The following is a 14057-nucleotide window of genomic DNA, read 5'->3' as shown; positions in this document are numbered from 1 at the left end:
ATGGCACACAAGGAACATCATGGCATGGCGTTGAGCGACGCGATCAGGCTCGACGAATTCAATTTCGCCGAGATCGTCAAAGGTCTGCCGGCCAAGGCACGCATGGTGCTGTCGGCGGCGATGAACCTGCCGCGCGGTTCGCTCAAGGTCAGGATGCCGGACGGCCGCGCCGTCCTCGTCGGCGGCAAGGGACCCGGCCCGGACGCCGAACTGGTGCTCAAGAACTGGCGCTTGCCCGGCCGCGCCTTTTCCGGCGGCACGATCGGCGTTGCCGAATCCTACATGGATGGCGATTGGGATAGCCCTGACGTGACCAGCTTCCTGGAGCTGTTCGTGATCAATTCGGCCATCGGCGAGCGTATCGCGGGCGGCACCAGCTGGCTCATCAACACCGTCCAGCGCATCCGCCACTGGTTCAACCAGAACACACGCACCGGCTCGAGGCGCAACATCTCGGCGCATTACGACCTTGGCAACGCCTTCTACAAGGAATGGCTCGATCCGAGCATGACCTACTCCTCGGCGCTCTATACGACCGGTGCCAACGACCTGGAAAGCGGCCAGGCCGCCAAATATCGCGCGCTGGCGAAGGATATCGGGATCGATCCGAAGGACCATGTGCTGGAAATCGGCTGCGGCTGGGGTGGCTTCGCCGAATTCGCGGCGCGCGAGATCGGCTGCCGGGTGACAGGGCTGACAATCAGCCGCGAGCAGCACGATTTCGCCACGGCGCGCATCGCCAAGGCCGGACTTGCCGACAAGGTTGACATCAAGCTGCAGGATTATCGCGACGAAACCGGCACCTATGACCGCATCGCCTCGATCGAGATGTTCGAGGCGGTCGGCGAGAAATACTGGCCACTATTCTTCAGCAAAATGAAGGCCTGCCTGAAGCCCGGCGGCACTGCTGGCCTGCAGATCATCACCATCAACGAAGCTTCTTACGACACCTATCGCGCAAGGCCGGATTTCATCCAGCGCTACGTGTTCCCCGGTGGCATGCTGCCGACGCCGTCTATCCTCAAGGCGCTCGGCAGGGATCATGGCCTCGCCCATCTGCGCGAACACGTGTTTCCCGACGACTATGCCCGCACGCTCGCCGAATGGCGCCACCGGTTCTGGGCGTCATGGGAGAAGATCGTCCCGCTCGGCTTCGACGACCGCTTCAAGAAGCTCTGGGAGTTCTACCTGCACTATTGCGAGGCCGGATTCCGCGCCAGCTACATCGACGTGCGCCAGGTGGTCTACAAGGCTTATTAGATCGACGCCGCGGTGACGGCATGGAACCGAGCTTCGAACGGAAGTGGTCAGAGCAGGATGCGGTATTTCGCGAATCCTGCCTCGCCCTCACCCGCCGGTTCGATCTTCAGCGATTTCACCCGCCCAATAAAATCCTTCGCCTTGGCGCCGGTTTCGAACACGGCGCTGATTCCGGGCAGCGGCATGAACGACCAATTGTCGTCCGGCGCGGATGAACATACGCAGCCGGGGAAGATCAGCCCTTGTCGTCGTCGCCCTGGGTGATCAGTCGCGCGCTGCGCTGACCCGTCGCGTAGATCCATAGCCAGCTCAACGAAACGGCGAGCCGGTTACGAAAGCCGATCAGGAAATAGATGTGTGCAATCCCCCACAGCCACCAGGCCGCCCAGCCGGTGAGCTTGATCCAGCCGAAGTCGATCACGGCGGCACGCTTGCCGATCGTGGCGAGATCGCCGTCATGCCTATAGTGGAACGGGCGCGAGGTGGTGTCGCCGGCAAGCCGCGCCTTCAGCGTGGCGGCAACATGCCGGCCCTGCTGCTTGGCGGCGGGCGCCACTCCAGGAACGGGCCGCCCGTCAGGCCGCAGGACATGAGCGGCATCGCCGATGACGAAAATCTCCGGGCTGCCAGGGACGGTCAGGTCTGGCTCGACGAGCACCCTGCCCGCCCGGTCCGCCGCCGCGCCGAGCCACTCGGCGGCCGGTGAAGCGGCAACGCCCGCCGCCCACAGGATCGTCTTCGCCGCCAGGTGCTTGTCGCCGAAGACGACGCCCTCGGCGTCGCAACGCGTAACAGCCCGGCCGAGTTCGACCGTCACGCCGAGCCGCTCGAGCGCCTTCGAGGCATAGTCGGAAAGCTTCGGTGCGAAATTGGCCAGAATACGGTCACCGGCCTCGATCAGCACCACGCGCGTGTCGCGTGTATCGATGTTGCGGAACTCGCCATGCAGCGTGTCATGTGCCAGCTCGACGATGGTGCCGGCCAGTTCCACGCCGGTCGGCCCGCCACCGACGATCGCAATGGTCAGCAGCGCCTGGCGTTTGGCGGGATCGGTCTCCCGCTCGGCCTGCTCGAAAGCCAGAAGTATGCGCCGCCGAACCGTGGTGGCGTCCTCCAGCGTCTTCAGGCCAGGCGCGAAAGGCTCCCACTCGTCATGGCCGAAATAGGCATGGCGGGCACCGGTGGCGAGCAGCAGCGTGTCGTAGGCGACCGCGCTGCCGTCTTCGAGCAGCACGCGTTTGCCGGCGCGATCGACGCCGACGACATTGGCGAGCAATGTCGTCACGTCCTTACGCTTGTGCAGCAGATGGCGGACCGGCCAGGCAATCTCGGATGTCGCCAGCGCCGTGGTCGCCACCTGGTAGAGCAGCGGCTGGAAGAGGTGATGGTTACGCTTGTCGATCATGGTGATGCGCACCGGCGCACCGCCAAGCGCACGTGTGAATTCGAGACCGCCGAAACCCGCGCCGACGACGACGACATGATGGCTGGCTTGGTTCATCTCAATTCACCCCAATGCATCTGACCTGATGTAGGTATTTTTGTGCACTGCAACAACGCTCCATCCTTTGATGATTGCCCGGGAGTCGCCTTCGAATGTCGTGAATGCACATGTCGGGCACCGTGGCCCGGTATAGCGTTCTTCAAACGGCACCACGAGGTGAGGCATGGCCAACGATCGAGACGACGCCGCTCCGGCGCGGTATTCTTCGCCGCCCTGTTTCATGCATGAACTCGATCCGGAATTCAGAGCGCCTCTGAGCGACTGGACCGATGTGAGACGCTGGCGCAAGCCCGAGCGCGAACGCCTGATCACGGCCCGCCTTGCCGTTTCGGCCGACGCGAGAACGGTCATGTCGCAACGGATCGCCGATGGCCTCGACGCGATCATTGGCAAGATCGCCGGCCGCATGGTCAGTCTTTACTGGCCGTTTCGCGGCGAGCCGGACTTGCGGCCATGGATGGCGTCCGTCAATGCACGCGGCGGCCGCACCGCCCTGCCCATCGTTGTCGAGAAAGGGCACCCGCTGACCTTTCGCACCTACGCGCCGGGCGACAGGCTGGAGAAAGGCGTCTGGAACATCCCGATTCCAGCCGAGGGCGATCCGGTGCTGCCGGACATCGTCATCTCACCGATCGTCGGCATCGATCCCCAGAACTACCGCCTGGGTTATGGCGGCGGCTTCTTCGACCGCACGCTGGCCGCGATGCCGTTCAAGCCCCTGGTCATCGGCGTCGGCTACGAGCTGCAGCGCATCGCCACCATCTACCCGCAGCCGCACGATATCCCGATGGATCGGGTGGTGACCGAGGCATTCAGGATCGGTTAGCGGTGTTGAGATTCAGGTTAGGCCGAGTCGAGAATGGCGGGTTCCGAGAACCGGAACGGAGCGGACGTTAGAGTCCGTGAGTGCCGGAAGCACAGGAAACCGCCGTTCGCAGGCCGGCATCACCTGAATCGATATAGCTCAGGCCATTTCCGGCTTCATGCCCATGGCCGTGCGGTCGACGATTTCGCGTAGCGCAAAAGATGAGTTGATCTTGGTCACATGCGGCATCGCCGACAGCCATTCCTTGTGGATGCGCTCATAGTCGACGAGATCCTTTGCCGCGATCCTGAGAATATAGTCGTACTCGCCCGACATCAGATGGCAGGACAGCACGTTCGGACAGCGCTTGATCGCCGCCTCGAAATCCGACAGCGTCTTCTCGAATTGTCCCGACAAGGATATGTGCACGATCGCCGTCATCTGGTGGCCAAGCGCAGCATTGGAGAGCCGGGCATGGTAGCCGCGGATGGTTCCGGATTTCTCCAGATTGTCGAGCCGGCGCGAACAGGCCGACTGCGATAGACCGACCTTCTCGGCGAGTGCCGCATTGGGTATCCGGCCATCCTTCTGCAAAGTCTCGAGAATGGCGATATCAATCCTGTCGAGCGGCATTTTTCGTGAATCCTGCGAAAATCTGACTGTTTTGCGCAACGATTATCGAAACACTGCCGCTGGCGCAAGCGCATTCGCAAACACTTGCACACCGATTCGTGGTTCACTCCTGCAATACAGGGAACGAGCCCAAAAGGGCCGGATCAGGAGAAGAAAAATGCGCGTCGGCTGCCCCAAGGAAATCAAGAACCACGAATATCGCGTCGGCCTCACGCCCGGCTCGGTCCGCGAATATGTCGCCCATGGCCACGAAGTGCTGGTCGAGACGGGAGCCGGAGCCGGCATCGGGGCCGATGACAACGCCTATCGCGCCGCCGGCGCGACGATTGCCAAGACGGCTGCCGACGTGTTCGCCAAGTCGGACATGATCGTCAAGGTCAAGGAGCCGCAGCCCACCGAATGGGCGCAGCTTCGCGAAGGCCAGATCCTGTACACCTATCTTCATCTTGCTCCGGATCCGGAGCAGACCAAGGGCCTGCTCGCTTCCGGCGTGACGGCAATCGCCTACGAGACCGTGACCGATGATCGTGGCGGCCTGCCGCTGCTGGCGCCGATGTCCGAGGTCGCCGGACGCTTGTCGATCCAGGCCGGCGCCACGGCGCTGCAGAAGGCCAATGGCGGCCGCGGCGTGCTGCTCGGCGGCGTGCCCGGCGTGCTGCCCGGCAAGGTCACCGTGCTTGGCGGCGGCGTTGTCGGCCTGCACGCTGCCAGGATGGCGGCGGGGCTTGGCGCCGATGTCACCATCATCGACCGCTCGATCCCGCGCCTGCGTCAGCTCGATGACCTCTTCGCCGGCCGCGTCCACACCCGTTACTCGACGGTCGAGGCCCTGGAAGAAGAGTGTTTTTCGGCCGATATCGTCGTTGGCGCCGTGCTGATCCCCGGTGCCGCGGCGCCGAAGCTGGTTTCGCGCGAAATGCTCTCAGGCATGAAGAAGGGCTCGGTGCTGGTCGACGTCGCCATCGACCAGGGCGGCTGCTTCGAGACCTCGCACGCCACAACCCATGCCGATCCGACCTATGAGGTCGATGGCGTCATCCACTATTGCGTCGCCAACATGCCGGGCGCGGTGCCGGTCACCTCGGCCCATGCGCTCAACAACGCAACGCTTCACTATGGCCTGCAGCTTGCCGACAAGGGCCTGAAGGCGCTGATCGACGACCACCATTTGCGCAACGGCCTCAATGTCCACAAGGGCAAGATCACCAACCGGGCTGTCGCCGAGGCACTCGGCTACGAACTGGTCGAGCCGAAAGCCGTTCTGGCCGCCTGATTTCACAAAAAGACTGCTTCTTCCCGTCTCACCCGCCGGTTTCATGCCGGCGGGTTTTTCTTTGGGATCGAAGCAGGCAACAAAAAAGCGGAGCCAAAGCCCCGCTTCCTCGATGTCGAGATTTGCCGCCGGTTCATCCGCGGTCGGCCAATCGATCGACAATCGCGTTCTATCGCGATTATGCGACGGGAGTACGACAGCGTCTCCTGTCGGCGATCCCAGCGCCTCATGCGCGCTCGATGCGACACTGGTAGCAATTGTTGCGAGCCGAACGGACATGGACGTAGGCGATATCGTCGCGCTCGAACAGCGCCTCTGCCCGTGCGGCGATTGCTCCGGTCGGGATGACACCGCCACTGCCATAGACGATGCGATCATCCCTGCCATAGCCGCGCACGATGTAGTCGGGACTTTCGAGGATCTCGGGAAGCGCCTCGCTTCCGGCGGCGCGTTCGCATTCCTCGGCATGCAGGAAGATCGGCCCGGTTTCGGCGTAGGGCTGGAGCTCCGGAAATGGCCGGTAGGCCAGGATGAGGTAAGCGTCGCCGGCGGCGATGTTCTTCAGGCAGTGCCGGCAAGGCATGCCGTCACCGTCGGAGATCTTTCGCTCGGGCGTGTCACCGTAAGCATCGGGACCGCCCCGCTGCAGGTTCCTGACATCGTCGGTCGGCAACGCTTTGAACTGGATGGTCATGGTGAATTTCTCCGGTGTCGTTGACCGGAAATTATGTCGCCAGGTCCGCGCCTCCCACCCGATTCCTGCCAAGGTGCAGGACCGATCGATTCTCGGCAATCGGTCCTGCGACCAGTTCTGTTCGGATCGGGTTTTGTCCGTCCGGCATATTGCGCCGGCTAAAGAATACTGTCCCGCTCAGCGGATAAAATCGTCGAAGCGGCGGAGCGTCACGCGCCGGTTCTGCCAATTCTCGTTCTGCGTTTGCACGAGCAAAAACTCCTCACCGTAACCAACCGTTTCCAGTGCATAGCCGGGCACACGGAATTGGCGCACCAGTGTGCGCTTGAGCGAAGCGGCGCGCTGTTCCGACAGGGCCTGGTTCGACTGGAAGGAGCCGACGGCGTCGGTATGGCCCTCGATCAGCACGCGGGCACCCGGATCGCGGCGCAGGATGCGCCGCAGCGCGTCAGCAATGTTCTCGATCTTGTCGTATTGCGAGTTGGAAATGGCCGCCGAACCGAAGGCGAAATTGATCGACTGGATATCGATCGAGCGGGCCATGCGGCGCAAATCCGGGCGCCGCTTGAATTCGCGGATGGTGACGCGTTCATTCGGCCGCAGCTTCACACGCGGTGCCGCCTCGAGGTTCCTCTCGATCGTCGCGGCCGAAGGCGTTGTCGCCTGGGCGGCGGCAAGGCTCGGCATGGCAATGGCCGCGATCAGCGCGGCGGCAAGTGTACGGCGGGTCAACATGTCTTCGTTTCCTTCGGCCTTGGCCGCATTGATGGTGCGGGCAACATGCCAAAGGCAGCCTGAAGCGCCGATGAACGACGGGGGCAGATTCCGGCTGGCATCACGGCCGCATGACGCTGGCCGAGCGTTCGGCGAAAGGCAGCGGATGCACGGTCTCTTTCTTTTGCGCCACAGGTGCAAAGCCGAGCTTCTGATAGAGCGGCAGAGCCGCCGGATGATCGAGCGTGCAGGTCTGCACCGTCACCCGCTTCGGACCATACGACCACGCGGCGGCGATCGCGGAGCCCAGGAACCAGCGGCCGATGCCCTGTCCGGTGGCATGTTCCATCATGCCGAAATAGGCAAGTTCGACTTCTTCCGGCAGATGCGGCTTGAGATCGAAGAAGCCGGCCGGTGCCCCGTCGAGATAGAGCACCCTGATGTCGCGATCCTCGCGGTGGATGCCGGCGGAAAGCTCGTCATCATCCAGTCTCAGCACATTGACCCAGTGCCATTTGCGCCCCACCCGGTCCATCAAATACCGGTAGAAATGCAGCGGAATGTCCTTGGTCTTCAGCAGCGCGACCTGACGGTTATAGGGCACAGGCGGCAAATAGGCCGGCGGCACGTGCATCTCGAGAAATGTCACAGTGACTTCGATGTCTTCCAGCGCGCCGTTTTCCATTGCCGTCATTCCTTGCCGGTCACGACAGGCGTGTCGGAAAGCCCACCCCACTCCGTCCATGAGCCGTCGTAAAGCCTGTTGTCGGTATGGCCAAGCGTTTCCAGCGCCAGCGTTGCCACCGCCGCGGTAATGCCGGAGCCACATGAGGTGACGACGGGTTTCGACAGATCGATACCGGCCTCCTCGATCACCTTGCGCAGGCGGTCCTTCGACAACAGCTCGCCATTTTCCGACAGCGCCGAATAGGGCAGATTGCGTGCGCCAGGCATATGGCCGGAGCGGATACCCGCGCGCGGTTCTGGCTCGGTGCCGGTGAAGCGGCCCGGCCCACGGGCGTCGGCGATCTGGCTTTCCCCGGTGTCGACGATCCGGCGCATGTCGGCGAGGCTGGCGACGCGACCAGCGTCGAAATCGGCATGAAATACGCTTGGCGCGATCTTCGTCGGTTCGGCCGTTACCGGCCGGCCGGCGGCTTTCCAGCCATCAAAGCCGCCGTCCAGAATATAGGTCTGGAAGACGCCCATCACCCGGAACATCCACCATGCCCGAGGCGCGGAGAAGAAACCCGGGCCGTCATAGACGACGATGGTGTCATCGGCCGAAACGCCCATGGCGCCCACATACTGGGCGAAGTGCTGCGGCGACGGCAACATGTGCGGCAGCGGCGAGTCCGGGTCGGAAACGGCATCCTGATCCAGGAACCGCGCGCCCGGAATGTGCGCCGCCTCGTATTCGCCGCGCGCATCGCGCTTTTGCGCCGGGAGATACCAGGACGCATCGATGATCGTCAGACCCGGCTCGCCGAGACGCTGCTGCAGCCAGTCCGCATCGACGGTGAAAGGGCTGTCCTCTGCCATTCTTGTTCTCCTGCTTCGTCTTCGGCCAACATTGAGCCTGCCTTCTTGGCCGACCGCAATCCTTTGGCTGACCTTCGGTTCGGGATCATGTTCGGCTCGACAATCCGGATGTATTGTGAGCGCACGACATGTCTGCCGTGGCAGTGCGTTGATTCCGATTGTTTTCGTGTTTCGTGGCGAGTACGGAGTGATGGTTATGATCTGGGGTGGGCGGGGTCAATAAAATCTCGACATGAGCAATCTCCTGTTTTCCCGTGTTCCCAGCAATCCGGTTTCGCTCGGGCTTGTTTGCAATTTTATTGCGCACTATCCGCCTTTTGACGGTTACGAGTTCGGCTTGATGGTGAAGACGCTGCGCTATCAACTGGACCAGCAGACACACATGATCGGCTCGATTGACGACGCCATCGTCGCTTATGTCGGTTGGATACAGACCAGCCGCGAGATAGCAGAAGCCTGGGCGACGAACGGCGGACCACTCAATCCCCTTCCCGGGGGCGACGCCACCGCGGTGACGGTTCTGGCGACGCGGTCCTCGTCCCACATCCTGCCGATGATCAAGAAGGCCAAGCTCATCAACCTCGACAAGTCGGTATTCTGGAAACGCGACTTCATCGACAACCGCGGCTCGGTCAAGCGTGCCGTCCGCAAGCGCGACGTCTGATGGATTCGGCCGACTCCGCCGAGGCGCTGACGCAAGAAATCCTCATCCGGCTGGATGATCGCTACGCCGCGATGTTCGTGCGCATCTGGCGGCCGGCCGGCACGTCGCGCGCAACGGTCTTCTGCCTGCACGGCTTCACCGGCAATGGTGCCGACTTTGACTACCTTGCCACATTCCTGTGCCGCAATGGCTTCCTGGTGATCTGCCCAGACCTGTTGGGACGCGGGCGCAGCGCCTATCTGGGTTCAGGATACGATATCAACGTCTACTCCAAATGCCTGCGTGCGCTTGGCGAGTTCGCCGGGACGGAGAACCACTTCATCGGCACTTCGTGGGGTGGCACGATCTTGCTGTTGTTCCTGTATATGACTCGTTCCAAGGCCGCGAAAATCGTTCTCAACGACGTGCCAATGCTCGGCGGGCCGAAGGTCGACGCGATGAGAAGCGGAGTCACGAAGGAAAGTGCGCTCAAGTTCGAGACCCGCGCAGCGGCGAAGGAGTATCTGGGCGCCTCCAGAGCCGTCATGGGGTCGGTCGAGGAAACGGTCTTCAACCGCTATGTCGAGAACAGAATCGCCGCCAGCCCGGATGGCTTCCGACTTGCCTATGACCCGGCCACGACCGGAAACTTCGACGCCATGACCGGGCGCGATTACGATCTGTTCCCAATCGCAGCCAAGATCGATGCCCGCATCCTCATGATGTACGGCCGCGGCAGCCAAGTCATCGACCGGCAGGCCATCGACCGCACGCGAAAGGCACGGCCCGATCTGTGGCTTGCCGACAATATCGATGCGGGCGATCCGCCGTCGCTGATGACGCTGGACCAGGCCCTGCTCATCCTGGGTTTCCTGTCTGCTGTCTGAAACTGGATTTGTCGTGGCGGGGTTGGTTTCGGAAAATGCATTTCGACGATTTATACAGTGAATATATCGCCGCGACTTATGATCGCCAAAGCTCGGCTGAAAATCCCGCCAAGATCCTGATTTGCACGACTCCGCGAACCGCCGGGCATTCCTATTGCCAGGTCTTGCAGCAGTTCGGCCTTGGAATACCCACCGAATATTTTCAGTGGCAATATGCCTTGCCGTTGATGAGACGATGGTCGGCCGACGACACCATTGACCTCGAAAAACTCAATGAGCAGGCGCCGGTCTTCGGTCGGCATCTCCTGAAGAAGAGGACTGAAAACGGCGTATTCGGCGCCAAGATCTTTTTTGAAAACCTGCCATTCGCGCGCAGTTCGATCGGCGATGACGACGGTAACTCGTTCTACGTGTTCCTCTCCAGGAGAAACAAGGTAGAGCAGACCATAAGCCTGCTCTCGATGCTCCATACAGGCCAGCCCTTCGACAGTCAGGAGACACTGCCTGGGATTCCCACGGTGACAATTTTGAGCGAGAGGGTTGTCCGAGATACCGCGCAGTACATTTTCGACAGCGAGATCAGGTGGAAAAATTACCTGAACAGCATTGATCGCCAGAGAGTGGCTGATGTTTGCTACGAAGACTTTGTCGCGAACCAGCAGGAAAACGTATCCGTCACAATGAGCAATTGGTTCCCGGACTTCGAGCTGAAGTCAAAGGCCATATCGACAAGCAAGCGCTATGCGCATGATGTCGAGTTCAAGACCATGGTCGGAAGGCAATTCGGGGACTACATCCGGCGGTTTTGGCGAGAACGCGCCTGACGTTGCGCTTCATCGACGCGAAACACTGACCGAAGACCCCTCCGCCGGGCGTAATGCCAGCGCATAGTCGAACCGGATCACATCGTCGGCCCGACTGAAGGCGAACTGGCGTACCACGGCGAGAATAGCCTCCTTTACTTCCAGCCGGCCAAGACGGGCGCCACCGCACATGCGCGGTCCGGTGAGGAACGGAATAAAAGCCCGTCGGTCGAAGCTGTTCTCGATGAATTCCTTCCTGCTTGCGTCGAACGTGCGCGGGTTTTCCCAGAAGGCTGGATGCTGGTGCACGCCGATGATCGATACCATGATCAGCTGCCCGGCGCGCAGGTCGCGGCCGTCAAGAACGGTATCGGCGCCGACTTCTCGGGTCAGAAACGGTATCGGAGGGAAATAACGCATCGTCTCATTGATGATGCAATCGGTATACGGCGTGAGCACCTCGCCCGAGAGTATCTCGGCATGGATGCGCTCCTGCACCTGCTGATTGGCCCCCAGCCGGTCGATGACCCAAAGTGCCGTCGTCACTGTTGTCTCGACGCCGGCGAAGAAATTCATGACGAACTCCTCGACCGGCGAAAAGCCTTCAACGTCGTGGGCCTCGCTTCTGAAGCGGTCCATCTCGGCCGCCGCCCGTGGGTCCGCCATCAGCCGCGATCCGAAATCGGCGATCACTGCACGGGCGTCCTTGATCGCATTCGCGCGTTCGGCGGTCGTCGGCGACACCCAGGAATAAAATTGGAGACGCCTCAGCACCTCGCGCACCCTGTCGAGCAACACGAGTGTCGCCGCCATATCGGGAACAAGGCCGAAAGCCCGGTAAAATATCGTCATTGACGCAGCAAACAGGGCTTGCTGAATCGCGGGCAGCGTCGCCTCGCTCCCGGAAAGACTGGTGGCATAGATTTCCGCCACGGGATGCTGCTGCGCCGACCTGGCGGCTGCCAAATAGATATCCTGGGTAATGGCGCGCCGGACGGACCAGTCTTCATCATTGGTGTTGAAGCGGCTGAATCCGAGCGCCGAGATCAGAGAGAAGTTCTTTCGGAAAAGCTCCGGCGCCTTGACGATTACGTCGACGGCCTCGGGATTGTCGAAGACAGTCACATTGCCGAGGTCACGGGCCTTTCCATTAGGCCCCACCTGCCCGCTTTGGGCAAAAAGCGCGTAGACGAGATTGTTTAGAACGCTTTCGATTTGCGCCTGATTGTCCATCAATGCCCCCAAGCAGCCATGAACGCCACAGGCATCGCGCTGACGTCTCGACCAGAAAACCCAGCTCTATCATATTTGATTCGCAGGGATAAAAAGCCCTCTGTGGCAAACGCGTAACACTGCCCGACCTAATTATTTGACCAGCTATGACGCCAGATGCCGCTACGGTAATGTGCGGGTGGGCTAAAGCGAATTTATTTTGATTCCAGGCGGGGAAAAAATGCGAAATCATGTTTCAGGCAAGCTTCTTGCCACGGTTGCGGCGTCTGCCGCCTCGGTGACCTCGATCGGCGTGGTTGCAGCCCATGCGGCTGATGCACAGGTTACCGACCAGGCCGTGGTCGATTCCCGCATCAAGATCGCGTTTGAAGGCGCGGTCTATCAGTCCAATGTCGACAAGGTCGGCGACACCAGCGACAAGCTGGGCAGCGGCAGTGACTTTGGCGATCTCTATGGGTCGGTAGCGCTGACCAAACAGATTTCTCCGGATGTCGACTGGCGCATCGCCGGCGCTTTTCACGCCGGACAGGATAATGACTTCAATGTGGACGCGACGGTACCCGGTGGTGTTGTCGGTCTATCGTTCGGCAACAGCTACAATTTTCAAACGCTGGATTTTGATGTCGGCAAACACGTCCAAGTGCAGAGCGCCGACATTCGCTTCTTCGGCGGCGTGCGCTTGCTGCACTCCAAGGAGGAATTGAATTTCAACGTGAGCGCAACGCCGGATGATCCAACCGACAAGGGCGGCAATGTCGACAAGCTCGGCTCATCGGAATTCTATGGCATTGGTCCGCGCCTCGGCGCCGAAGTCTATTATCCGCTCAGCGAGACATGGGGGCTCACCGGAGCGGTTTCCGGCTCGGCCATGTGGGGCCGCCGGACGGACAAGATCAGCTTCCACGTACATGAGGACGATCCGAGCGATCCTACGCCCGATCCAGATGTCGACGTCAGCGAAAGCGAGCATTCCAGCGAGGTCGTGACGAATGTCGACCTTTCCGGCGGCGTGACCTTCAAGCCGTGGGAGAACACCACGTTCACCGCTGGTTATCGAGTTGAGCAGTGGCACAATCTTCTTCTTCTCTCCGACAAGAGCACCCAGACGTTCCACGGGCCGTTCCTGCGCCTCGAAGTCAAGATGTAGCCCAGCGGTTCGGGCTATCGAACTCGGACTGCAGCGTCGAATGGATTGCAATTGACTGAACTGGACGTGGTGTTTGAATCCAAGGTTGCGGTAAACGGCAACGTCAAACTGCACTACACGGCGGCGGGCTCTGGCCCGCCGATTGTGTTTTTGCACGGTTTTCCGGATCACGGGATGGGATGGCGACGACAGCTGCAGGCGCTTTGCGGGCGTTATCGCGTGATCGCGCCGGACCTGCGGGGCTTCGGACAAAGCGATGCGCCGCAAGGATACGGCAACTATGTGTTGGCAAACCTGGTCAACGACGTGCTGGCCGTTCTCGCAGCCGAAAAGCTAACCCAGGCCGCGATTGTCGGCCACGACTGGGGCGCCATTATCGCCTGGTGGCTGGCCATACGCGTGCCGCAGGTCGTGCGCCATCTCATTTTGTTGTCTACGCCGCACCCGCGCAATCATCTGCGCGCTATCGCCGATCCGGCCAATGCCGAGATCACGGAATATATACGTCGCTTCCAGGTGCCGGGCGCAGCCCAGATGCTGGATATCGACGAACTCACAGCCTGGGTGGCCGATCCGCAGGACAGGCAGGCCCTAGTCGACTCGCTCAGGCGATCCGATCCCGAGGCGATGCTCGGCTATTACAGAGCCAACATACCGCTTGGTAAGGTGACCGATGTCGGACCACTGCCTCTCGTCAAGGCGCCGACCCTTGTGCTGTTCGGCACCGACGATCCCTATGTTCCGGTAAACGCTTTCGATGGCACGTTCCGCGAGGTCGACAACGTGACCGCACTGGTGGCGTTGCCAGGCGCCGGCCACTTCATTCACCACCAGGCGGCCAGGTTCGTCACCGAGCAGATCGAAGCGTGGGTGGAGCGCCCGCCTTCCAGCTTCCGCCACTTTGGTTAGGTGCGTCGCG

The 14057-nt window shown here is 61.2% G+C and carries 16 protein-coding genes; 8 read left to right on the top strand and 8 right to left on the bottom strand.

All coding sequences use genetic code 11. The features are described 5' to 3' along the window. Positions 1–1260: a class I SAM-dependent methyltransferase gene (locus tag NKG99_RS13900; RefSeq protein ID WP_352868386.1), complete on the top strand. Its 1260-nt coding sequence runs from the start codon at positions 1–3 to the stop codon at positions 1258–1260. Positions 1261–1307: 47 nt separating this feature from the next. On the opposite strand, the gene NKG99_RS13895 is transcribed toward NKG99_RS13900, so the two are convergent. Beyond that, a complete protein-coding gene (locus tag NKG99_RS13895; RefSeq protein WP_352868568.1) occupies positions 1308–1445 on the bottom strand; it encodes a hypothetical protein in 138 nt (45 codons plus the stop codon). A gap of 50 nt (positions 1446–1495) precedes the next feature. Beyond that, positions 1496–2761, bottom strand: coding sequence for an NAD(P)/FAD-dependent oxidoreductase (locus NKG99_RS13890; protein WP_352868383.1), 1266 nt, complete (start codon positions 2759–2761; stop codon positions 1496–1498). A gap of 166 nt (positions 2762–2927) precedes the next feature. Here NKG99_RS13890 and NKG99_RS13885 point away from each other — a divergent pair, with 166 nt between their 5' ends. Beyond that, positions 2928–3590: a 5-formyltetrahydrofolate cyclo-ligase gene (locus NKG99_RS13885; protein ID WP_352868381.1), complete on the top strand. Its 663-nt coding sequence runs from the start codon at positions 2928–2930 to the stop codon at positions 3588–3590. Positions 3591–3728: 138 nt separating this feature from the next. Here the strand turns inward: NKG99_RS13885 and NKG99_RS13880 are convergent, their stop codons facing one another. Further along, positions 3729–4202 carry an Lrp/AsnC family transcriptional regulator gene (locus tag NKG99_RS13880; protein ID WP_010909317.1) on the bottom strand — a complete coding sequence of 158 codons (474 nt, stop codon included), beginning with the start codon at positions 4200–4202 and terminating at the stop codon, positions 3729–3731. A gap of 157 nt (positions 4203–4359) precedes the next feature. On the opposite strand from NKG99_RS13880, the gene ald reads away from it, so the two are divergent. Then, positions 4360–5475: an alanine dehydrogenase gene (gene ald / locus NKG99_RS13875; RefSeq protein ID WP_352868377.1), complete on the top strand. Its 1116-nt coding sequence runs from the start codon at positions 4360–4362 to the stop codon at positions 5473–5475. A gap of 226 nt (positions 5476–5701) precedes the next feature. Here the strand turns inward: ald and NKG99_RS13870 are convergent, their stop codons facing one another. The 4 genes from NKG99_RS13870 to sseA all read right to left on the bottom strand — a co-directional run bounded on the left by NKG99_RS13870 (position 5702) and on the right by sseA (position 8425). Then, positions 5702–6169 (bottom strand): DUF1203 domain-containing protein, encoded by a 468-nt coding sequence (locus NKG99_RS13870; protein ID WP_352868374.1) that lies wholly within the window; start codon positions 6167–6169, stop codon positions 5702–5704. A gap of 177 nt (positions 6170–6346) precedes the next feature. After that, the gene (locus NKG99_RS13865; RefSeq protein WP_352868371.1) at positions 6347–6904 is read right to left on the bottom strand and encodes an OmpA family protein; all 558 of its coding nucleotides are present in this window, start codon (positions 6902–6904) and stop codon (positions 6347–6349) included. Between the two features lie 100 nt (positions 6905–7004). Beyond that, on the bottom strand, positions 7005–7568 hold the full coding sequence (locus NKG99_RS13860) for a GNAT family N-acetyltransferase (RefSeq protein ID WP_352657912.1): 564 nt from the start codon (positions 7566–7568) through the stop codon (positions 7005–7007). 5 nt (positions 7569–7573) lie between these two features. Beyond that, positions 7574–8425 carry a 3-mercaptopyruvate sulfurtransferase gene (sseA, locus tag NKG99_RS13855; RefSeq protein ID WP_352868367.1) on the bottom strand — a complete coding sequence of 284 codons (852 nt, stop codon included), beginning with the start codon at positions 8423–8425 and terminating at the stop codon, positions 7574–7576. A 232-nt stretch (positions 8426–8657) separates the two neighbouring features. On the opposite strand from sseA, the gene NKG99_RS13850 reads away from it, so the two are divergent. The 3 genes from NKG99_RS13850 to NKG99_RS13840 are packed head-to-tail and all read left to right on the top strand — an operon-like array spanning position 8658 to position 10779. After that, on the top strand, positions 8658–9089 hold the full coding sequence (locus NKG99_RS13850; protein WP_352868365.1) for a hypothetical protein: 432 nt from the start codon (positions 8658–8660) through the stop codon (positions 9087–9089). Further along, complete coding sequence (locus tag NKG99_RS13845; RefSeq protein ID WP_352868362.1) at positions 9089–9955, top strand: alpha/beta fold hydrolase; 867 nt, start codon at positions 9089–9091, stop codon at positions 9953–9955. Before NKG99_RS13850 ends, NKG99_RS13845 begins: the two co-directional genes overlap by 1 nt. A gap of 35 nt (positions 9956–9990) precedes the next feature. Continuing rightward, a complete protein-coding gene (locus NKG99_RS13840; RefSeq protein ID WP_352868359.1) occupies positions 9991–10779 on the top strand; it encodes a Stf0 family sulfotransferase in 789 nt (262 codons plus the stop codon). 9 nt (positions 10780–10788) lie between these two features. Here NKG99_RS13840 and NKG99_RS13835 read toward each other — a convergent pair whose 3' ends face one another. Next, entirely contained in the window at positions 10789–11991 is a 1203-nt protein-coding gene (locus tag NKG99_RS13835) for a cytochrome P450 (protein WP_352868356.1), read from the bottom strand. Between the two features lie 220 nt (positions 11992–12211). Between NKG99_RS13835 and NKG99_RS13830 the strand changes: the two genes are divergently transcribed. Continuing rightward, a complete protein-coding gene (locus NKG99_RS13830; protein WP_352868354.1) occupies positions 12212–13138 on the top strand; it encodes an Lpg1974 family pore-forming outer membrane protein in 927 nt (308 codons plus the stop codon). A 51-nt stretch (positions 13139–13189) separates the two neighbouring features. Further along, positions 13190–14047, top strand: a complete 858-nt coding sequence (locus NKG99_RS13825) for an alpha/beta fold hydrolase (RefSeq protein ID WP_352868352.1) — start codon at positions 13190–13192, stop codon at positions 14045–14047. The last annotated feature ends 10 nt before the right edge of the window (positions 14048–14057 follow it).

Origin of the sequence: Mesorhizobium sp. M1409 (assembly GCF_040317535.1) — a bacterium.
In the GTDB taxonomy this organism is placed as follows: domain Bacteria; phylum Pseudomonadota; class Alphaproteobacteria; order Rhizobiales; family Rhizobiaceae; genus Mesorhizobium.
This window is presented reverse-complemented; position numbering and strand designations above follow the sequence as displayed.